At 45.8% G+C, this 20,171-nt stretch carries 19 protein-coding genes; 18 read left to right on the plus strand and 1 reads right to left on the minus strand.

Annotated elements, in window-relative coordinates; all coding sequences use genetic code 11:
• The first annotated feature begins 29 nt into the window (after window positions 1-29).
• From allB to KJS58_RS05660, 10 genes are all read left to right on the plus strand, one after another.
• On the plus strand, window positions 30-1,439 hold the full coding sequence (gene allB / locus KJS58_RS05615; RefSeq protein ID WP_213531278.1) for an allantoinase AllB: 1,410 nt from the start codon (window positions 30-32) through the stop codon (window positions 1,437-1,439).
• Window positions 1,432-2,733, plus strand: a complete 1,302-nt coding sequence (locus tag KJS58_RS05620) for a M20 family metallo-hydrolase (protein ID WP_213531280.1) — start codon at window positions 1,432-1,434, stop codon at window positions 2,731-2,733. Before allB ends, KJS58_RS05620 begins: the two co-directional genes overlap by 8 nt.
• A complete protein-coding gene (locus KJS58_RS05625) occupies window positions 2,726-3,979 on the plus strand; it encodes a pyridoxal-phosphate-dependent aminotransferase family protein (RefSeq protein ID WP_213531282.1) in 1,254 nt (417 codons plus the stop codon). Before KJS58_RS05620 ends, KJS58_RS05625 begins: the two co-directional genes overlap by 8 nt.
• Entirely contained in the window at window positions 3,973-5,568 is a 1,596-nt protein-coding gene (gene ggt / locus KJS58_RS05630) for a gamma-glutamyltransferase (protein WP_213531284.1), read from the plus strand. Before KJS58_RS05625 ends, ggt begins: the two co-directional genes overlap by 7 nt.
• A 46-nt stretch (window positions 5,569-5,614) precedes the next feature.
• On the plus strand, window positions 5,615-6,949 hold the full coding sequence (locus KJS58_RS05635; RefSeq protein WP_213531286.1) for a 5'-deoxyadenosine deaminase: 1,335 nt from the start codon (window positions 5,615-5,617) through the stop codon (window positions 6,947-6,949).
• A 118-nt stretch (window positions 6,950-7,067) separates the two neighbouring features.
• On the plus strand, window positions 7,068-8,081 hold the full coding sequence (locus KJS58_RS05640; RefSeq protein ID WP_249716991.1) for an XdhC family protein: 1,014 nt from the start codon (window positions 7,068-7,070) through the stop codon (window positions 8,079-8,081).
• On the plus strand, window positions 8,029-8,649 hold the full coding sequence (locus KJS58_RS05645; protein WP_213531289.1) for a nucleotidyltransferase family protein: 621 nt from the start codon (window positions 8,029-8,031) through the stop codon (window positions 8,647-8,649). Before KJS58_RS05640 ends, KJS58_RS05645 begins: the two co-directional genes overlap by 53 nt.
• A gap of 67 nt (window positions 8,650-8,716) precedes the next feature.
• Window positions 8,717-9,625 carry an FAD binding domain-containing protein gene (locus KJS58_RS05650; protein WP_213531291.1) on the plus strand — a complete coding sequence of 303 codons (909 nt, stop codon included), beginning with the start codon at window positions 8,717-8,719 and terminating at the stop codon, window positions 9,623-9,625.
• 30 nt (window positions 9,626-9,655) lie between these two features.
• Complete coding sequence (gene pucD, locus KJS58_RS05655) at window positions 9,656-12,016, plus strand: xanthine dehydrogenase subunit D (protein WP_213531776.1); 2,361 nt, start codon at window positions 9,656-9,658, stop codon at window positions 12,014-12,016.
• Window positions 12,013-12,513: a (2Fe-2S)-binding protein gene (locus KJS58_RS05660; protein WP_249716940.1), complete on the plus strand. Its 501-nt coding sequence runs from the start codon at window positions 12,013-12,015 to the stop codon at window positions 12,511-12,513. The genes pucD and KJS58_RS05660 overlap by 4 nt, the downstream gene beginning before the upstream one ends.
• 122 nt (window positions 12,514-12,635) lie before the next feature.
• Here KJS58_RS05660 and KJS58_RS05665 read toward each other — a convergent pair whose 3' ends face one another.
• On the minus strand, window positions 12,636-12,836 hold the full coding sequence (locus KJS58_RS05665) for a hypothetical protein (protein ID WP_213531293.1): 201 nt from the start codon (window positions 12,834-12,836) through the stop codon (window positions 12,636-12,638).
• A gap of 302 nt (window positions 12,837-13,138) precedes the next feature.
• On the opposite strand from KJS58_RS05665, the gene KJS58_RS05670 reads away from it, so the two are divergent.
• From KJS58_RS05670 to KJS58_RS05705, 8 genes are all read left to right on the plus strand, one after another.
• Entirely contained in the window at window positions 13,139-13,651 is a 513-nt protein-coding gene (locus KJS58_RS05670) for a nucleoside deaminase (protein ID WP_213531295.1), read from the plus strand.
• 82 nt (window positions 13,652-13,733) lie between these two features.
• The gene (locus tag KJS58_RS05675) at window positions 13,734-14,765 is read left to right on the plus strand and encodes an ABC transporter substrate-binding protein (RefSeq protein WP_213531296.1); all 1,032 of its coding nucleotides are present in this window, start codon (window positions 13,734-13,736) and stop codon (window positions 14,763-14,765) included.
• Between the two features lie 191 nt (window positions 14,766-14,956).
• Window positions 14,957-15,286: a YnfA family protein gene (locus tag KJS58_RS05680; protein WP_191799527.1), complete on the plus strand. Its 330-nt coding sequence runs from the start codon at window positions 14,957-14,959 to the stop codon at window positions 15,284-15,286.
• A 207-nt stretch (window positions 15,287-15,493) separates the two neighbouring features.
• Window positions 15,494-16,561 (plus strand): LacI family DNA-binding transcriptional regulator, encoded by a 1,068-nt coding sequence (locus KJS58_RS05685; RefSeq protein WP_374705785.1) that lies wholly within the window; start codon window positions 15,494-15,496, stop codon window positions 16,559-16,561.
• A gap of 16 nt (window positions 16,562-16,577) precedes the next feature.
• On the plus strand, window positions 16,578-17,756 hold the full coding sequence (locus tag KJS58_RS05690) for a Gfo/Idh/MocA family protein (protein WP_213531301.1): 1,179 nt from the start codon (window positions 16,578-16,580) through the stop codon (window positions 17,754-17,756).
• Window positions 17,753-18,475: a ThuA domain-containing protein gene (locus KJS58_RS05695; RefSeq protein ID WP_213531303.1), complete on the plus strand. Its 723-nt coding sequence runs from the start codon at window positions 17,753-17,755 to the stop codon at window positions 18,473-18,475. The genes KJS58_RS05690 and KJS58_RS05695 overlap by 4 nt, the downstream gene beginning before the upstream one ends.
• Before the next feature lie 34 nt (window positions 18,476-18,509).
• The gene (locus tag KJS58_RS05700; protein WP_213531305.1) at window positions 18,510-19,616 is read left to right on the plus strand and encodes a Gfo/Idh/MocA family protein; all 1,107 of its coding nucleotides are present in this window, start codon (window positions 18,510-18,512) and stop codon (window positions 19,614-19,616) included.
• Window positions 19,617-19,802: 186 nt separating this feature from the next.
• Window positions 19,803-20,153, plus strand: a complete 351-nt coding sequence (locus KJS58_RS05705; RefSeq protein ID WP_213531307.1) for a hypothetical protein — start codon at window positions 19,803-19,805, stop codon at window positions 20,151-20,153.
• Window positions 20,154-20,171 lie beyond the last annotated feature (18 nt).

Here is a 20,171-nt window from a genome sequence, read left to right on the forward strand (position 1 = left end):
GTCATCTTATTGTAGAGGGAGGGCTCCTGATGCCGAAAAAATTTGCTGTCATCATCCAAGGTGGCCGTGTTGTTTTACCCCATGGTGTGGAAAAAGTGGACATCGGCATCCAGGATGGAGTTATTACTGCGATCGCTCCTGAGTTAGATGCAGATGAAGCTGCTATCCTATACTCTGCTGAAGATCAGCTTGTATTTCCGGGTGTGGTCGATGCACATGTTCATTTTAATGAACCCGGATTAGCAGAGTGGGAAGGATTTGAGACCGGTTCTGCCGCACTTGCTGCAGGCGGAATAACTACATATATTGATATGCCGCTGAATGGTGTCCCCCCTACGACCACGAGACGCGGCTTTGAATGCAAGCTGTCGGCTGCGAGCGGAAAAAGCTATGTAGATTATGCTTTGTGGGGTGGGCTTGTGCCTACAAATGAAGCAGAGCTAAGTTTTCTTGCCCGCGCAGGTGCAGTAGGATTTAAAGCATTTATGTCTGAACCTGGTGGAGAAGGAGATGAGATTTTTACTCGAACGGATGATAAGGCACTGATTCGCGGGATGTCTGTGATTGCGAGTCTTGGCGGGGTGCTTGCCCTTCATGCAGAGAGTAATGAAATGACAGATGCACTTGCCTTTGCGCGAATCTCCAAAGGAAGAGTAGGGGCAGAAGATTATTTGGCTTCCCGGCCACCGGAAGCAGAGGCGGAAGCAGTAACTCGCGCCCTCATGTACGCCAAAGAAACAGGATGCAGACTTCATTTTGTTCATATCAGCACGGCTAGGTCTGTAGAGCTTATTACAGAAGCGAAGCGCAGCGGTCTTGATATTACGGTAGAGACTTGTCCTCATTACTTAGTGCTGACAGAGGAGGATGTGGTAAGCAAGGGTGCCGTTTATAAATGTGCACCTCCCCTTCGCAGTAAGCAGGAACAGGATCTATTATGGGAGACACTCCTGTCTGGCAGTATTGATATGATCGCATCCGACCATTCCCCGTGCCCTCCCTCCATGAAAGATACGGACAATTTCTTTCAGGTGTGGGGCGGGATTGCAGGAGCACAGAGTACGTTGCTCTTGATGATTGAAGAAGCTTACTTGAAGCGGAATGCACCTCTTCCGCTGCTCGCTTCTTTACTCGCAGCAGGACCGGCTAGGCGTTTTGGGCTGGATTCATGTAAAGGAGAGATCGCGCTAGGTAAAGATGCTGATATTGCAATTGTAAGTTTGAACGAATCGTATACGCTGACACAGAAAGAAATCAGATATCGTCACCCTGTATCACCCTATATAGATCGTACATTCTCATGCAAGATCAAGGCGACTTTTAGCAGGGGGATTCAAATTTATGACGACCTGCACGGATTGACCAATCAAAAACAAGGCCGGTTTATTCCTTCCGTGCCGTCTAAAGTGGCCGCGGAGGAGGGGGATGTTTATGTCTGAACCTTCCCTCATTAAAAGTACCGAAGCAGACAGAGAAGCAGCATTTGCCGCTTCTTGTCAGCTCCTTCATGAATTACTGGAGGAACTTTCGAATATCGGAAAAGCCGAGGAAGGTGGAATGACTAGGCTCTTGTATTCCTCTTCCTGGCTGAAGGCGCAGCAGCATCTTCAACATGTTATGCAGGGAAAAGGCCTTATTACTTCCTTTGATCAGTCCGGGAATTTATACGCTTTACTTGAAGGTACAGACGAGAACAGTCGCCACAATCCACTTTTTACAGGGTCGCATATCGATACCGTGATTTCGGGAGGCAAGTTCGATGGTGCACTCGGTGTTGCAGCGGGGATGGTTGCTCTTCTGTATCTGAATGAAGTATACGGGCCTCCGGTTCGATCACTTGCAGCGGTGTCCTTATGTGAGGAAGAAGGAAGTCGATTTCCGTTTGCTTTCTGGGGTTCGAGAAGTGTCACGGGATCTAACGATTGGAGTGCTGCAGGCAACCTGAAAGATGCGGAAGGAATCCGTATGCTTGAATCGGCTGAAATCTGCGGATTCGGACCGAATTCATCTTACCCCGTGAGACCCTTCGAGCCCGATGGATATCTGGAACTTCATATTGAACAGGGGGCTGTGCTTGAGAGAACGGGCACGTCGATCGGCATCGTTACCGATATCGTTGGACAGAAACGTCTTGATGTAATGATCGAAGGTGAAGCGAATCATGCCGGAACAACCCCTATGCATTACCGAAAAGATGCGCTTATCGGTGCAACCGAGATGATCGTTCGAATCCATGAGCTTGCGCTTTCTTATGGTGACCCGTTGGTAGCTACTGTCGGTACGATGGAGCTCCTGCCGGGGGCGGTTAATGTCGTTCCTGGAAAAGTATCATTCACTTTGGATATCCGGCACACGGACAAAGAAATTATGGATCGTTTTATAGAGGAGACGCTTCTGATCATATCCGAATCGGCGGCACGTAACAGATTGTATGCAGAGTGGCAGGAGCATTTGTCGGTAGACCCTGTGGCTATGGATGAACGATGGATAGAGCGGATTCAGAATGCTTGTGAAGTACTTGATTTCTCTTACCGTAAAATGCCGAGCGGCGCAGGGCATGATGCACAGATTTTTGCGGAGGTATGCAAGGCGGCGATGATATTTGTACCTAGTCAGAAGGGTCTCAGTCATCATCCTGAGGAATTCACCTCAGAGGAAGAGATCAATCAAGGATTCAGATTGCTTGTAGAAATGCTGTATCAATATGGCTACAGGGGGAAGACAGATGAATAAATATAAAGAGCTAAACCCATCACTTCGAACGATCATGACACCCGGGCCGGTGGAAGTTGATCCACGTGTGCTGCGGGCCATGTCATTTCCTATATTAGGGCAGTTTGATCCTGAATTCACGATGCTGATGAACGAAACGATGGAGATGCTCAGAGATGTATTTCAAACCTCTAATGAGTGGAGCTTTCCTGTAGATGGTACTTCTAGATCCGGGATTGAAGCCGTTCTCGTCAGTATCATCCAGCCTGGTGATAAAGTGCTGGTACCTATTTTCGGAAGGTTCGGACATTTGCTTGTTGAAATCGCTCAGCGCTCCGGTGCGGAGGTTGTATTTATGGAAACGGAGTGGGGAAGTGTTTTTGATCCGCAGATCGTGATAGAAGCGATTCATACTCATAAGCCGGATATTGTTGCCTTGGTACACGGGGAAACGTCTACAGGTCAGATGCAGCCACTCGCTGAGATTGGCAAGATGTGCAGGCAACTGGATATTCTGTTTGTGGTTGATGCGGTCGCTACGATTGGCGGTGTACCTGTCAAGACGGATGATTGGAATATTGATGCGGTGATAGGCGGAACTCAAAAATGCATCTCCGTTCCATCCGGCATGGCGCCGATTACTTATAATGAGCGGATTGAAACAAAGCTTCAATCTCGAAAACGAATCGAACGGGGACTACGAGATCCGGCAAGTTTGGATAATGAGCCGTCTTTAGTACCCATCCGAAGTAATTATTTTGATCTAAGTCAGATTCAGGATTACTGGAGTTCAGCTAGACTGAACCATCATACAGAAGCAACCTCTATGCTGTATGGTCTGCATGAAGGGCTGCGTATTTTACTTCAAGAAGGGCTTGAAGACCGCTTCGCAAGACATGAGCTGAATGGAAAGGCGCTTGTGCAGGGAATCAAAGGAATGGGTCTTTCGTTATATGGAAATGAGGATAGTAAACTTCCTTGCGTGACGTGTATAAACATCCCGGGCGGGATCGATGGAGAGCTTGTACGAAATAAACTGCTTCATGATTTCGGGATTGAAATCGCCAGTTCCTTTGGACAGCTGAAAGGGAAGATCTGGAGAATTGGAACGATGGGATACAGCTGCAGTCGTAAAAATGTACTGCACGTGCTAGGTGCGCTAGAAGCGGTACTTATTCACGAAGGTCATAAACTTCCTGCCGGGGAAGCGGTGCAAGCAGCGCTTTTGGTATATGCAGAAAGCAGCAAGGAGGAAGTATCATGCTGAATCAAATGCCAATCGGAACGGAAGTGATGATCACTTCTCCCCACCACTTAGCTACAAGTGCAGGTGCAAGAATTTTAGCACAAGGCGGAAATGCCTATGATGCTTCTATAGCGGTCAGTATTACACTAGGTGTGGTGTACCCTCATATGACAGGACCTGGTGGAGATGCTTTTTTTCTAATGTATGATGCCGAGTCAAGCGAGCTTTCGGGATATAACGGAACAGGGCGCTCGCCTGCTTCGCTTACGAGAGAGTTGTTTGAGCAGATGAACATGACTTCGATCCCAAGGAGAGGTGTCCTAAGTGCAGTGACGGTGCCGGGTGTGGTAGATGCCTGGTGGGAAATATCGCAGAAATATGGGTGCCTGCCTTGGGAGAAGTTATTTGATTCAGCCATTCAGTATGCGGAAAAAGGGTGCCCGATCTCTCGTAATGTGCATACCTGGATGCTTCGGGATGAAGCGTATATTCGGGCGGATCAAGGATTATCCAGCGTCTATATCCGAGATGGAAAGCTGCTTGCTGAAGGGGAACTCTTAATTCAGCTTGATCTGGCAAATTCCCTGCGAATCTTGCAAAGCGGTGGAAAGGAAGCCTTTTATAAAGGAATCCTAGCAGATGCCATAACAAACGCCGTTATTCAAGATGGTGGATTTCTGCAAAAAGAAGATTTCGAAAATCATACAGGAGAATGGGTTACTCCGTTAAAGGTTGATTATCGTGAGTATGAGGTATACCAAATGCCCCCGAATTCTCAAGGCTACACTGTGCTCATGATGCTGAATATGCTGGAAAATACAAATGTAGCTTCAATCGATCGTCTATCTGCTTCGTATTATCACCTTATGACGGAAGTGATTAAAAAATCATTTCGGGACCGTGATCGTTACTTGACTGACCCTGAATTTCGTGAAATTCCAATCGGTGATTTGTTATCTAAACCCTATGCGAAACAGTTGTGGAAGGAGATTACGGATTCTCCAGAAAAAGCACAACCCTTCCTATCTCAAGCGATGGGTCAGGATACCGCTTATGCAGCTGTCGTAGATAGGGAAGGAAATGCGGTTTCTTTTATTCAAAGCCTATATTATGATTTCGGCTCCACTTATGTCCCTGAAAACACGGGGATTATCCTTCAAAATAGGGGCTCCTTTTTTTCACTTGATCCCGATTCCCCCAATGTACTCGAACCGAGCAAACGAACCTTTCACACGTTGATGCCAGGCATGGTACTAAAAGACGGGAAACCTTATCTGCTCCTGGGTACGCAGGGCGGGGAAGGGCAGCCTCAGACGCAGTTGTCCATTCTGACCGCTGTGCTGGACTATGGCTATACGATTCAAGAAGCGATTTCACTTCCTCGCTGGGTATATGGGCGAACCTGGGATGTGGAAGGAGATGAACTGAAACTCGAGCAGCGATTTGGAATTGAGGTTATAGAAGGGCTACAGGCCATGGGGCATGAAGTGATTCCGCTTAGCGAATGGGATGATTTAATGGGGCAAGCGCAAGGGATTCTCATAGGTCCGAACGGATTACTTAGCGGAGCGGCGGATCCTCGCGGGGACGGCGCAGCGATAGGCTGGTAACATCTATACGGGTGGTAAGGTTGCAGTCTGGGGAGGTTCCTAAAAGATGAGTACACTATTGATTAAAGGTGCACAGATCGTGACGATGAATGGGAATGAAGATGTGTTGATAGGCGATTTACTCATTGAGGGGAACAAGATAAAAGAAATAGGGAAGAACATCGAGGCAGCTGCTGATCGGGTTATAGATGGCAAAGGCAAAGCGCTGCTTCCTGGATTCATTCAGACTCATATTCACTTATGCCAGACTCTTTTTCGGGGACGTGCAGATGATCTGGAACTCATGGATTGGTTGCGTAAACGGATCTGGCCTCTTGAGGCAGCTCATGATGAGGAATCTGTATATTACTCAGCACTTCTGGGTCTCGGAGAACTGATCGCGAGCGGTACAACGACCATTCTAGATATGGAGACGGTTCATTACACGGACGCTGCTTTTCAGGCAATGGCACAAAGTGGTATGCGTGTGGTTTCGGGAAAAGTCATGATGGATCATGGAGATGAAGTACCGCTTCCTTTACAGGAAACTACGGCAGATTCCATTCAGCAGAGTGTTGATTTACTTGAAAAATGGAATGGTTTTGGCGGTGGAAGAATTCAGTACGCTTTCTGTCCTAGGTTTGTTGTTTCCTGTACAGAACAGCTGCTTACAGAAGTGCGGGATTTGTCAGCACAATATCATGTGAAAGTACACACTCATGCTTCGGAGAATCGAGGAGAGATCGAGCTTGTCGAGAATGAGCGAGGCATGCGTAATGTCGTTTATCTGGATCACATTGGTCTGGCTACGCCGAGGCTGATTCTTGCCCACTGTGTATGGCTTAGTGAAGAAGAAAAAGAGATTATTCGTCTGCGCGGTGTAAAAGTGACGCACTGCCCAGGTTCAAATATGAAGTTATCCTCGGGAATCGCGGAAATACCAGATTTACTCAACCGGCAAATTCATGTCGGAATTGGTGCCGATGGCGCATCGTGTAACAACAATCTGGATATGTTTCAGGAAATGAGACTCACTGCTCTCATGCATAAAATACCGAACGGACCAACGGCTATGGATGCCAGGACGGTACTTCGAATGGCGACGATGGGCGGTGCGGAGGTACTCGGTATGGCGAAGGAGATCGGAAGTCTTGAAGCAGGCAAGAAAGCAGATGTGATTCTGCTGGATCTGGATGATTTTCATACCTATCCATCTTACGATGTGGATGTTTATTCCCGGGTTGTCTATTCGGCAACAAGAAGCAATGTGGATACTGTCATTATTGATGGGGAACTGGTGTTAGATCAACGGGTAATGCGGACGATTGATCGTTCCATCGTACTGAGAGAAGCAGATCGCAGTATTGAAAGAATGGTGAACCGAATAAACGAAGTCTCCTAAAAAGTCGGAAAAACCTTCTTTTTTTCCATCGTACGGGCAGCATGTGCCGCTTCTATTTCCACATTGGTCATCTATATCAGGTTTAAAGCTAAGAAGAGAAAGGGGAAATTGAGTGGAGATGCATGATATTTGCGAAGCAGCTTTGATGGAAGGAAGCCAACTCGTTTTGGCTACGGCTGTATATGTAGAAGGTCATGCATACCGTAAGCAAGGAGTTTCCATGTTCTTCACGAAAGATGGCAGCATGATCGGAAGTCTTAGTCCGGGCTGTATTGAAACGGATCTGGCTTTGCGGGCGGAAGAAGTGAGACGGTCTGGCAAACCTCAGCTGGTCTTGTACGATATGAGACCCGAAGATGATTTATCTTGGGGTGAAAATATCGGCTGCGGCGGGTTGCTTCATATTTTGCTGGAGCCTATAGTAGGAGATTTGAAATGGAAGTTAACTCAGATGAAACTATATCTAGATCAAGGGCATTCCGTTACCATCCGCCGCAAGTGGAACGCGCAGAAACCGGAGGTTCACCACTGTATTGAGAAAACTGAAAATTCGCTTAGTACCAAAGACGATCGAATCGAAGGATTATACACTCATAGTTATCATCCTAAACCAAGACTTCTCATTATAGGGGCAGGTAATGATTCCATTACCCTCGCTAAACTTGCGGCGAGCACCGGATTTCGTGTCACAGTAGCGGATTGGCGGGAAGCCTTATGTACAGAAAATCGTTTCCCAAATGCAGCACTTCTTGTAGGCTTTCCTGAGGAAATCTTACGCACTTTTCAGGTTAGGGAGCAGGATTATCTTCTCCTCATGAGTCATCAATTCCCCAAGGAACGAGCATTACTCGAACAATTACAACATTCCTCTTACCGATACCTAGGTATTTTAGGTTCCCGAACACGGACTTCGAGACTTCTTGAAGGACTTCCTCCATTCCCTCATTTGCATACACCTGTTGGACTTACCATAGGATCGGAAGGTCCCGAAGAAATAGCGGTTGCGATTGCCGCTGAACTCATTGCTGTTAAACGTAATAAAACAGCAGTTCATGATTATGCGAAGGGGGCGTACAGCGATGCGGACAGCAGGAATTGTGCTCGCGGCGGGCCAAAGTCGGCGCATGGGTAAGGATAAAATAAATCTTGCGCTGAGCGGTGCTCCCCTCGGCTCCTATGCGGTTAATGCGGCACTCCATTCTAATCTTGATTTGGTGATCTTGGTCGTCAGAGCAGACGATCCGCTTCGCTGGCTCGTAAACCCGCCGAATGACAGGCTAATCATTACTAGATGCTCTGATTCAAAGCTTGGAATGAGCCATTCTCTTCGCTGCGGGCTGAATGAATCGGTAGATAGGGGTGCAGACTGTGTTCTGATTTTATTAGCGGATCAGCCGCTGGTTCAGACCGAACACATCAATACTCTGCTATCTGTATTCTCATTATCACCTGAACTTCACTATGTCTCAGCGAAAGATGGGGATGTAGTTAAACCGCCGCTGCTTCTATCGAGCAAGGTCTATTCTGTAATTTCTAAGCTCGAAGGAGATGTAGGAGCTAGATCGATCATTCGAAACCCAGCTTATGTAGGAGAACAAATCTCATTTGAAAAAGAAGTCTTCTATGATGCAGACACTCCTGATGCATTACTTTACCTTGGTGAGCTGATGGATTCGTGTAAGGAAATCGGTTTTCCTTGATTTTCTAAGGAATAAAAAATGAACGAATAGGTTGTTACAGCATAGGTGGTAAGTAAGGGGTGTGAATATGGGAATTGGATCTGAACGAGTCGTGTATCCCGAGTTATGGCAACCGGAAAGTATGGAAGAAGCAAGAAAGATCGCGAATAATGTATCGCCTCATTACCAGTGGGCGGCAGGGACCACCTTATTACGAACCCAGTGGGAAATGGGAACGGCACCTGTACCAAAGCACCTGATTAGTCTTGCGAATATACGAGAGCTGAATGCGTGTACTGCAGAAGAGGACGGATTACGTATCGGTGCATTAATGAAGCTGAATGCCTGTGCTGCCTTTGAGAGGATTCAATCTCATTTTCCTATACTAAGTCAGGCTATCGACGTGATATCCGCACCATCGATCCGAAATCTGGCTACGCTTGGCGGTAATATCGTATCGGGAGTGGGAGATTCCATTCCTGTGCTGCTCGTATATGAAGCAAGTTTACGATGGATGACAGACAAGGGACTTATGGAGAAAAAACTAACGGAATGGTTGGAAGAATGGCGCAGAGGACAGCGAAGTGCGGACCATTTTCTCACTGAAATCTGGATTCCACTACCTGAGCCCAAACCCGAGGAGGAGAGACACACCGTCTCGTTTTTCAAAAAAATCGGAAGAAGAGAAGCTTTTACACCTGCTCTTGTCACGATCGCCTTTCATGGAACTTTGAACTCTCAAGGAGAATGGTCTTCACTAGCTATGGCGGCAGGAGGAGGTTCAGGAACGGCGATGAGGCTCATTGAAACTGAAAAATGGATTCGAGAGTTTCCTGTGAGCGGGTTGCCTTTGTCTGAACTGATGAAGCGAGTACAAGATGAATTTGTCACGATTAGCGATGTGTTTGCTACCGGTTCTTATCGTAAACAAGCGGCTGCTGGTTTATTTGCCTCTGAATTATGGAAGAGTATGAGAACCGTAAGGAACTCCGTATAACCGCGTCCATAGGAGAAGGGAATGGGGAATATGCTGCTAAACAAAGAGACCAGTGGGGGTAAGTGGCACAGACGTCCTGATGGGAGAGAAAAAGTAACGGGTACCCTGCAGTATCTGACAGATAAGTCACTGCCAGATATGCTTTATGGCCGGGTAAAACGAAGCGATCATCCGTATGCCCGAATTAGAAGCGTGGATACATCCGCTGCAGAGGTTTTTCCAGGGGTCCATCAGGTGTTGACTTATAAGGATGTGCCTGGACTAAATGGATTTGGCATTGCTACTCCGGATCAACCTGTATTTTGTGAGGATTTCGTAAGGTATACGGGGGATGCGATTGCCGCGGTTGCTGCGGATACGCCTGAGATTGCAGAACAGGCACTTCATCTGATTCGTATCGACTATGAAGTGTTGTCTCCTATAAGTTCTCCTGAGGCTGCTCTTAAAGAAGGGGCGCCTTCTTTGCATCTCGCCGGAAATATACTGCACCGAACAGAGGTAAAGCGGGGCGATGCAAAGACTGATCTTCAAAAAAGCGACTACGTTATCAAAGAAGTGTATTATACGCCCCGGCAAATGCACACCTATATGGAGACAGAAGGTGGTTTATTTGTCCCAGAAGACAGCGGTAGATTAACCGTTTATGCGCCGACACAGCACGGGTATAAAGACCGGATGCAGTTATCACGCATTCTGAATATGCCTGAAGAGTCTATTCGTGTCGTATCAAGCCCGATTGGCGGTTCTTTCGGCGGGAAGGATGAACTGAATGTTCAGCCCTATGGTTCACTTTTGGCGTTGAAGACAGGACGTCCGGTTAAATTTCATAATTCCCGTAAGGAATCGGTACGTGCCGGTCTCAAGCGCCATCCGATGAAAATAGAGATGGAGACGGGTTTTACTAGAGAAGGGATGATTACTTCTCATCTTGTACGTATTTTGTCTGATACAGGAGCTTATGCGACACTTGGAGCGCCTGTACTTATTTTTGCAACAGAGCATTCGATGGGACCGTACCAAATTCCGAGTGTGGATGTAGAAGGGTTGTCTGTCTATACGAATAACGGAGTTTCCGGAGAATTCCGTGGATTTGGAGGCAATCAGGCGATCTTTGCGATGGAGGGACAAATGGACCGGGCGGCGGCGTTACTTGGAATAGATCCCTGGGAGATTCGGCGGCGTAATTTGCGGAGCAGCACAGATCCAGGACCGCTTGGGCAGCAGATTCTTGCCACAAATGGACTATACGAAGTATGGGAAGCTGTAGATCATTCCGAACTGTGGAAGAAAAGGAATGGACAAATGGATACAGAAGGAACAAATGCGGTTCCTTCATTAGATTTTTTGTCAGAATCACGCTCACATTCTTCAGCTACGCCTTGGATCAAAAAAGGAATAGGCGCTTCTCTTGCGATGCATGGTGCCGGTCTTGGTTACGGGATTCCAGACCCTGCCGGGGGAAGACTAAAGCTGAATGCTTCAGGTAAAATCGAAGTTGCTTTTAGTTATGAAGAGTTCGGGCAAGGACTTGTGGCTACGCTAGAGATTATGTTATGCGATATATTTCGTTGCATCCCGGAAGATATAGAGATTGTGATTGGAGATACAGACCGAGTTCCGCACAGTGGTTCAAGCACCGCTTCAAGGTCCACAACGATGGCTTGGATGGCTTTACAGCGGTTGAAAACCCCTTTTACCGACACATTAATAGAATTATGTGCGAAGGTAACCGGGCTGCCTGCATCTGAGTTAGTTACAGGAGCGGGTGGGATTTGGCACCGAAGCAGTGATTCGGATTCAAATGAACAAGAGAAGAACGTGTTATCTTACTTGGAAATTGTGAACCTTGCTCCTGAAGACGACCTTACCTTTGATACGAAATTTCAGTATCCAACAACACCGGATGAAGTGATGGGCGGACATTTTCTCTATACCTATGCTGCGGTAATTGCTGAAGTGGAAGTCAACACGCTGACAGGTGAGGTTAAAGTAGAGGAGATTAAACATATCGTTGCAGCTGGCCCTGTCATGAATCCAATGGGTTATATAGGTCAGATTGAGGGAGGAAGCGGGATGGCACTCGGCTTTACCTTAATGGAGGATGCAATAATGGATCATAGCATGTATGTAACGACCAATCTGGATACCTATTTGATTCCTACCTTTCAGGATATGCAGCGAAAAATCACGGTGGAAGCAATCGAAAATTTGCCTGAAAACGATCCTTTTGGACCTAGAGGCATCGGTGAGATCGGTTCCGTGACGCTCGCTCCGGCCATTGTATCGGCGATTCACCAAGCAACGGGGATTTGGCTGAATAAATTGCCGATTAATAGAGAACAGCTTACTATTCCGCTGCATTCTGAATGGAAAGAAGGGGTTAATCCATGAGAGAGGGCACAACATACATGAACTGGAATGGCACAATTAACGGGAAGCAGGTGGAGATGGAGGTGCCTGCGACGGAGCGGATGGTGACGATTCTCAGAGACCGTCTACTGCTGACGGGCACCAAAATCTCCTGTGAAATCGGCAGATGCGGGGCTTGTATGATATTACTTGGTGGAGAACCGGTGAATTCCTGTCTGCTCATGGCTTATCAATGTGCCGGGCAGGAGATTCAGACCATTGAAGGGCTTGCTCCTTCTAACGAGACGGATCTGCATCCGGTTCAGCAAGCTTTTATTGATGAAGGCGGATTTCAGTGCGGTTATTGTACACCCGGAATGATTCTATGTACGACCAAGTTACTCGAACAGCATCCTAATCCATCTACGGAGCAGATTGAAAAGGCACTTTGCGGCAATCTTTGTCGCTGTACTGGGTATAGCGGGATCATCCGTGCGGTACAGCAAGCGGCAGCTGCATCCAGAGCTGAACATGAATAAACGAGAACAGAAAAGAGAATAGATGAAAATGATCGAAAAAGAATAAAGAAGCCCTGAATCCATAAGGAGACGGGGCTTTATCGTTTATGAGAGATCCAAACGTAAATGATGATCATGATATCTTATTTATCGATTTGTGTAGTGATCCAGAAGGTAATGAGTGTAACTGCACTCAGTGCAGAGATGAGAAACAACACGTAGCCTATTTTCGTGCGGGTAGTAGAGTGCCGATCGTAAAAGTCCGTTTTTTTACGGAAACATCCCGTCCACAGCTCGGCGATCATGCTCATGACTACCAAACTAAATGAAATGATGAATTTCACTACGAAACCACCTCACCATCTATATATGTAAATATAATCCAATATAACGCATTTAGAATGTCAAAATCAATTTTAATAAGTTATTTATAATACACTGTGTAATGTTCTTTTTATTGACATTATATGTTAAGTAACATAAGGGGATTATCTTATCCTCATAGAAAAAGGATAACTCTTATGTCTATTTTCACAAAAAGTGTAGTGGTTCTTATTCATCGTACCGAATATGTGTTAGATTAATTGACGCGGAAAATGGATATAGCTAAAATCGAACTATAGCAGAGAGACAAGGAGCGATGAACATGGGGAGTCAAGCAAATCAGAAAGACCACCTTACTTTTTTACAAAGAGCGATTGAAATTTCACGGATGGCTCGCGAAAGCGGGAACACACCGTTTGGGGCTTTGCTAGTTGACAAAGACGGCCGCATCTTAATGGAGCAAGGCAATGTGGAGATCACAGAACATCGCTGCACAGGACATGCAGAGACGGCTTTAATGGAAAGGGCATCACATACATATAGTCCGGACTTTTTATGGAATTGCACCTTATATACGACGGCAGAACCTTGCGCGATGTGTGCGGGTGCCATGTATTGGGGCAATCTCGGCAGAGTGGTATATGGGATATCCGAGAAGGAACTCCTTGCACTTACTGGGGATGATCCGCAGAATCCAACCTTTGATCTGCCCTGCCGAGAAATTTTCGCAAGAGGCCAGAAGAGAATTGAGGTCATTGGACCTTTTCCCGAACTTGCAGATGAGATTGCTGCCGTACATGAAGGCTTTTGGAACAGCAGTGAGTCGAAAGCCTGAATGTCCATCCCTTCTTAAGAAGAATTAGACTCTTTTAATAGAGAAGAAGGAAGAAAAATAGGGGAAGCGGAGAGTGATGGGGATGAAGAAATCAGGAGAACGCAGCAAAAAGTCGGTTAGGATTGGAGCGTTATTGATTGTTTTGAGTATGGCTTTAACTGCCTGCGGAGGAGGAACCAGCTCAGACAACCCTGATCAGGCCGCAGGCACCCCAGAGCAAACAACGAAAACACCAGTGAAAGTAGTGCTCAACTGGTTTGCTAAATCGGAACACGGTGGTTTTTACGCAGCGGAAGAAAATGGTATCTATGATGACAAGAATCTTGATGTGACGATTGAACCTGGTGGTCCGCAGGTTTCTTCTATTCAGATTGTAGCTTCTGGAAAGGCGGAGTTTGGGGTAGCGCATGCGGACCAAATTTTACTGGCACGTAAAGAAGGAATTCCCATAGTAGCCCTGGCTACAACGTTTCAGATCAGCCCGCAAGCACTGATGTACCATGAAGAATCAGGAATTACTGATTTTGGAGACTTGAATGGACGGACGGTATTTATACAGCAAGGTCAGCCTTACTGGGAATTTCTCAAACATAAATACAAACTGGATTCCGTCAAAGAAGTGGCGTATACCGGACAACACAGCAATTTTATCGAAGATCCACAGTCAGCCAGTCAATCCTTCGTTAATGGAGAGCCTTATGTAGTTGAGAAACAAGGCGTGAAAGTGAAGACAAAATTAATTGCTGATTCTGACTATAAACCGTATGCGGCCGTTATTTATACAACGGAGAAATACCTGAAAGAACATCCCGAAACGGTGAAAGCTTTTATCGGCGGGACGGTGGAAGGCTGGAATGATTACAAAGAGAACTACGAAAAAATCAACAAAAAAATAAATGAAGTGAATACAAACTTGTCTGAAGATGAAATCGCATTTGGTGAAGAAGCTCAGCGTGAATATGTGTATGGTTATGATGCTGAAGAACATGGAGTTGGCTACATGACGGAGGAGCGCTGGACGGAACTAATGAAGCAGCTTATAGAAATTGGTCTTCTCGATCAAGAGATGGATGTGAAAACAGTGTTCACCACGGATTATTTACCTGAACATTAGAGAGATAGACGAGGTGACAGCGCACATCATTTAAATAGGAACCTTGCTCATTCGAGTGGAGCAGGGTTTTTCTTATAATGAGAACTTTAATTTATGAAACGGGATATCTCTTCCGTCCGTTACCATGGCTTATTCTGCTATAATCACTAACATTGAGACAATACCAGGCTGGCAAAAGGAGAAAATAAGAAATGATGATATCTATATTTATATTCATGATCGCAGGACTTGCGGAAATTGGAGGTGGATATTTAGTCTGGTTATGGCTTCGCGAGGGAAGACCGTACTGGTATGGTATTGTGGGCAGTCTGGTTCTTGTCTTATATGGGATTATTCCAACACTGCAGCAGTTCCCTTCATTTGGGAGAGTTTACGCAGCCTATGGAGGAGTATTTGTTATTATGGCTGTACTTTGGGGTTGGGGGATTGATAAAAAGACGCCCGATGTATACGACTGGATCGGCGCTTTGTTATGTCTAGCAGGCGTGGCAGTCATGTTATGGGCTCCGAGGAACGGGTGAAATATAAGAAATCTTTTTCATAGATCAGGACAATCACCATATACATAAATAGATAAATGAAATGTAGGGTTGAATCATTAGGATTAGTCATTAAGATGTTTGAAATAGGGGTGTTGTAAGACACGCTTTTCAAGCGTCTTATTTTACTTTTATTATTGACAGTTATGGAAAGACATGAGAAAATGTACGCGCGTACATTAAATGGAAATGAGTGGATATCTTATCGCTACACGAAAGGAAGTTGCCGAATTTGCCGGGGTGTCGGAAGCTACCGTATCTAGAGTCTTAAATGGGGTTGGCCCCATGAAAGAAGAAACGCGCTCCAAGGTACTTCGTGCAGCAGAGAAACTGGGATATGTGCCGAGTGCGCTTGCACGCAGTTTTGCAAGAAATCGAAGTGGTAATCTTGGTGTCGTTCTGCCGTATATCCCCAAAGCACGATTATTCTCAAGCTATTATTTCTCAGAAATGCTAAGCGGTATCGGCAGTGCCGTTCGTGAGCAAGGTTATGATCTGCTTCTGTTATTTCGAAGTGAGCAGGAACCGCAGGCATATGAATCTTTTTTTCTGGCTCAGAAGGTAGATGCTCTTATTATTCTGGGCTCTAGGGATGAGCCGGGTGAGCGGGAAGCCATAAGCAAATTAAAAGATGCAAAACATCCTTTTCTTGTGGTGAACCAGCATTTTAAGGGAGAATCATTTCCTGAAGTTGATGTGGATCATGAGGAAGGCAGCAGGCAGGCTGTCACACATTTGATTCAGCAAGGATGCAAACATATTGGATTTTTAAATGGGCCTTTAACGTATTCCAACAGTGCAGATCGTCTGTCAGGTTATCAAAAGGCTTTGGCCGAAGGAGATCTTCATCTCGATTCAAGTTATTTATTCGAAGGTAATTTTAGCCGCCGAAGCGGATATGAGGCAGCAGAGAAAATGATGGATCTACTTCCAGAGATGGATGGCTTGTTTGTTTCAAACGATCGTATGGCAATCGGTGTGTTACAAAAGTTCAGGGAATGGCAAATTCCTGAAGAGAAATACCCGAAAATAGTCGCATATGATGATTCGGATGCAGCTGAAATTACTGTACCTCCGCTTAGCAGTGTAAGCGTTCCTTTTTATGAAATGGGAATGATCGCAGCTAATAAATTACTCCAAATAGGTAATGATGCAGAGCTCTTCCGTAAATGGTTTGACGATCCGGTAAGAGAATTGCTGCAAGCTGAGCTTATTGTTCGGGCTTCTTCTAGAAGGAATACCCATGCAAATAACTAACGAGGAGGATGTAAGGATGAGTTCAATTCGTGTTGGAATGGTAGGATATAAATTTATGGGAAAGGCGCACAGTAATGCCTACCGAAGTGTTCCTATGTTCTTCCCAAAAGTAAAAAAACCAGAGATGGCCGTCATCTGCGGACGGGATGAAGCAGCCGTAAGAGAAGCACAAGAGCAATTTGGTTGGCAGGAAAGTGTGACGGATTGGAAAGAACTTGTACAGCGCGAAGATATAGATCTTATCGATATCAATGCACCAAGCAACGCACATAAAGAGATTGCACTTGCTGCTGCAAAAGCGGGCAAACATATTTTTTGCGAGAAACCGTTAGCGCTTTCACTTGCGGATTCTCGTGAGATGTTAGCTGCGACAGAAGCAGCAGGGATTAAGCATATGATCGGTTTTAATTATCGTTTTTCACCTGCGGTACAGCTTGCTAAGGATCTGATTGAAAGCGGAAGACTCGGTAAAATCTATCATTTCCGCGCGACCTTTTTACAGGACTGGATTTTGGACCCTGAATTTCCGCTCGTATGGCGTTTGCAAAAAGAGATCGCAGGTTCCGGTTCGCATGGTGATCTTGGCGCTCATCTTATTGATATGGCTCGTTTTCTCGTAGGGGAATTTAAGGAAGTCGTCGGTATGAGCGAGACTTTTATCAAAGAACGTCCCATTGCATCAGCAATGACTGGGCTTACGGCTACAAAAGGAAATGCGGATACGGAAAAAGGGCCTGTCACTGTAGATGATGCGACGCTGTTTCTAGCTAGATTTGAAAACGGTACCATTGGAAGCTTTGAGGCAACAAGGTTTGCCGCTGGTCATCGCAGCACGAACTCTTTTGAGGTGAATGGCAGTAAAGGCAGTGTCAGATTTGATTTTGAACGGATGAATGAGCTGGAAGTTTATTTTACAAGTGATGAGGAAGATGTACAAGGTTTCCGCCGGGTACTCGCAACCGATGGGGCTCACAAATACGCAGAGGCGTGGTGGCCTGCAGGACATCCAATTGGATTCGATCAGACGTTTACTCATGAGATGGTAGAGTTTATGAACGCAATCGAAGAAGATCGCCAGCCGGTTCCTAATTTTTCAGATGGAGTAGCTTGTCAGGCCGTATTAGAAGCAGTGGAAAAGTCAGTACAGGAACGTCGCTGGGTTGAACTTACTGAAATGGAGGACATAAACCAATGAAAAAAGCACTGATTGTATGGGGTGGATGGAATGGTCATGAACCTGAATTGGTATCGGCTTTATTTGATGAGTGGCTTACCGAGGCTGGTTTTGAAGTAGAACGGGCAAATACACTGGATGCTTATGTTGATGCAGAAAAACTTCGCGAACTGGATCTGATTGTACCGATGTGGACAATGGGCACGATCGAACAGAAATATGTGGAGAATGTGTCAGCTGCAGTCATTGGCGGAGTAGGCCTTGCTGGGTGCCATGGAGGCATGTGTGATTCCTTCCGAACGAATGTGGATTGGCAGTTTATGACGGGCGGGCAATGGGTAGCTCATCCAGGCAATGACGGAGTCGAGTATACGGTGGAGATCAAGAACAGTTCAAGTCCGCTGCTTGCAGGGATAGACAATTTTCAGGTGAAAAGTGAACAGTATTATCTTCATGTTGATCCAGCAGTAGAGGTTCTTGCTACAACTAGATTCCCACAAGTAGAGGGGCCGCACAGTGCAAATGGTGCTGTTGATATGCCCGTAGTATGGACGAAAAAATGGGGGCAAGGCCGGGTGTTCTATAATTCGCTAGGCCATCATGCGGATATTATGGAGCAGCCTTCTGTCAGAGAAATTATGACTCGCGGTCTCTTATGGGCTGCAGAAGGAAAAAAATTAGTAGATTCAAGAAATACTGCCGCGAGTGCTTATACAGGCATGGCCGATAACCAGCTGTAAAAGAATATGAACTTGGTGAAGGGAGATTTTACGCTTGGAAAAAGTGAAGGTAGGTATTATTGGCTGCGGTAAGATCAGCGGAATTTATATGGAGAATTGCAGTAAGTTTGAAATCCTCGAACTTGTCGCCTGCGCCGATCTTGATTTGGATCGAGCCAAGGAACAAGCAGCAGCGTATCAGATTCCTAGAGCGCTTACGGTTCCCGAATTGTTAGCCGATCCTGAGATTGAGCTTGTTATCAACCTGACGATTCCTGCGGTCCATGCGAGTGTATGTTTAGAGGCGCTTGAGGCAGGGAAACATGTCTACGTGGAAAAACCGCTGGCCGTGACTCGGGAAGAAGGAAAACAAGTACTAGACCGCGCGGCTGAGCTTGGTTTACTAGTGGGCTGCGCACCAGAGACTTTCTTTGGAACAGGAATTCAGACCGCTCTGAAAATGATTGAAGAGGGACGTATTGGGACTCCAGTTAGTGCAGCTGCTTTTATGATGAGCCGTGGACATGAACATTGGCATCCCGATCCCGAATTCTATTATGCTGCAGGCGGAGGCCCGATGTTTGATATGGGACCTTATTATTTAACAGCGCTGATACAGCTGCTTGGCCCGATTGCAAGCATTACCGGTATGACAAGTGCCGCGCTTGAAGAACGGGAGATTACTAGTGAAAAGAAACGTGGGCAGAAGGTTAAGGTCGATATTCCCACACATGTCACGGGTCTTATCAGATTTCAAGGTGGAGCAGTAGCAAGTATAATTACAAGCTTTGATATCTTTGGCGGAAGTACTCTTCCAAACATGGAGATCCACGGTACGAAAGGAACACTTCTCGTTCCAGATCCGAACACCTTTGGTGGTCCAGTAAAATGGAGAGGGGTGGGAGATTCAGAGTGGACCGAGGTTCCGCTTATCCCAGGATATGATAGAAATACACGGGGAATTGGACCTGCAGACATGGCTTACGCCATTCGTAGTGGGCGCAGCCATAGAGCAAGCGGTGAACTTGCGTACCATGTACTTGAAGCGATGTGGGCATTTCATGATGCATCAAGCGAAGGCAAACATTATACGATGCAAAGTACATGCGAAACTCCAAAACCGCTTCCTACGGATCTTCCTTTATATACGCTTGATCAGTAATGATCCTTACACTAGCCCCTTGCGTTTGCAAAGCGGGCTTTTTTTATCTCCCTTATCTTATCGAATTCTCTTAAAAGTTGTAGGGCAACCGTAGAAAAACATCAGAAAACATAAAAAAGTGTTGTAAATCTTATAATACCTAGTATAATACTCGGTAAAAGAGAGCGAAGGAGATGCAGGTTGACTATGAACATACAAAATCAAACAAAGTCTTTACAAATGGATGATTATTTAGACCTCTTGAATTATGCAACCCAACTGAAGGATGAAGCATGGAGACAGTCGATTATGGAGCAAATCCGTAGTTGTGCAGCGAAATCTGTTCAGCAAGAAGAGTTGCCTGCCCGGAGCGATCTATGGGTTCGATTCGATGCACTTAATGATGAATTACTTGAACTTTTTAAACAATTAAAAGAAGAGACAGATTTGAAAGTGAAGAAAAAAGTGACTGAACAAATCTGGCAATTAAAATATGAACGCGTCACCATTTCGAGACAGCTTGAATCGATTGTGAATGCTAAACCTAGTTCTACCTAATTAATATATCTTTAAAAT

Source organism: Paenibacillus sp. J45TS6 (assembly GCF_018403285.1).
Lineage (GTDB): Bacteria > Bacillota > Bacilli > Paenibacillales > Paenibacillaceae > Paenibacillus.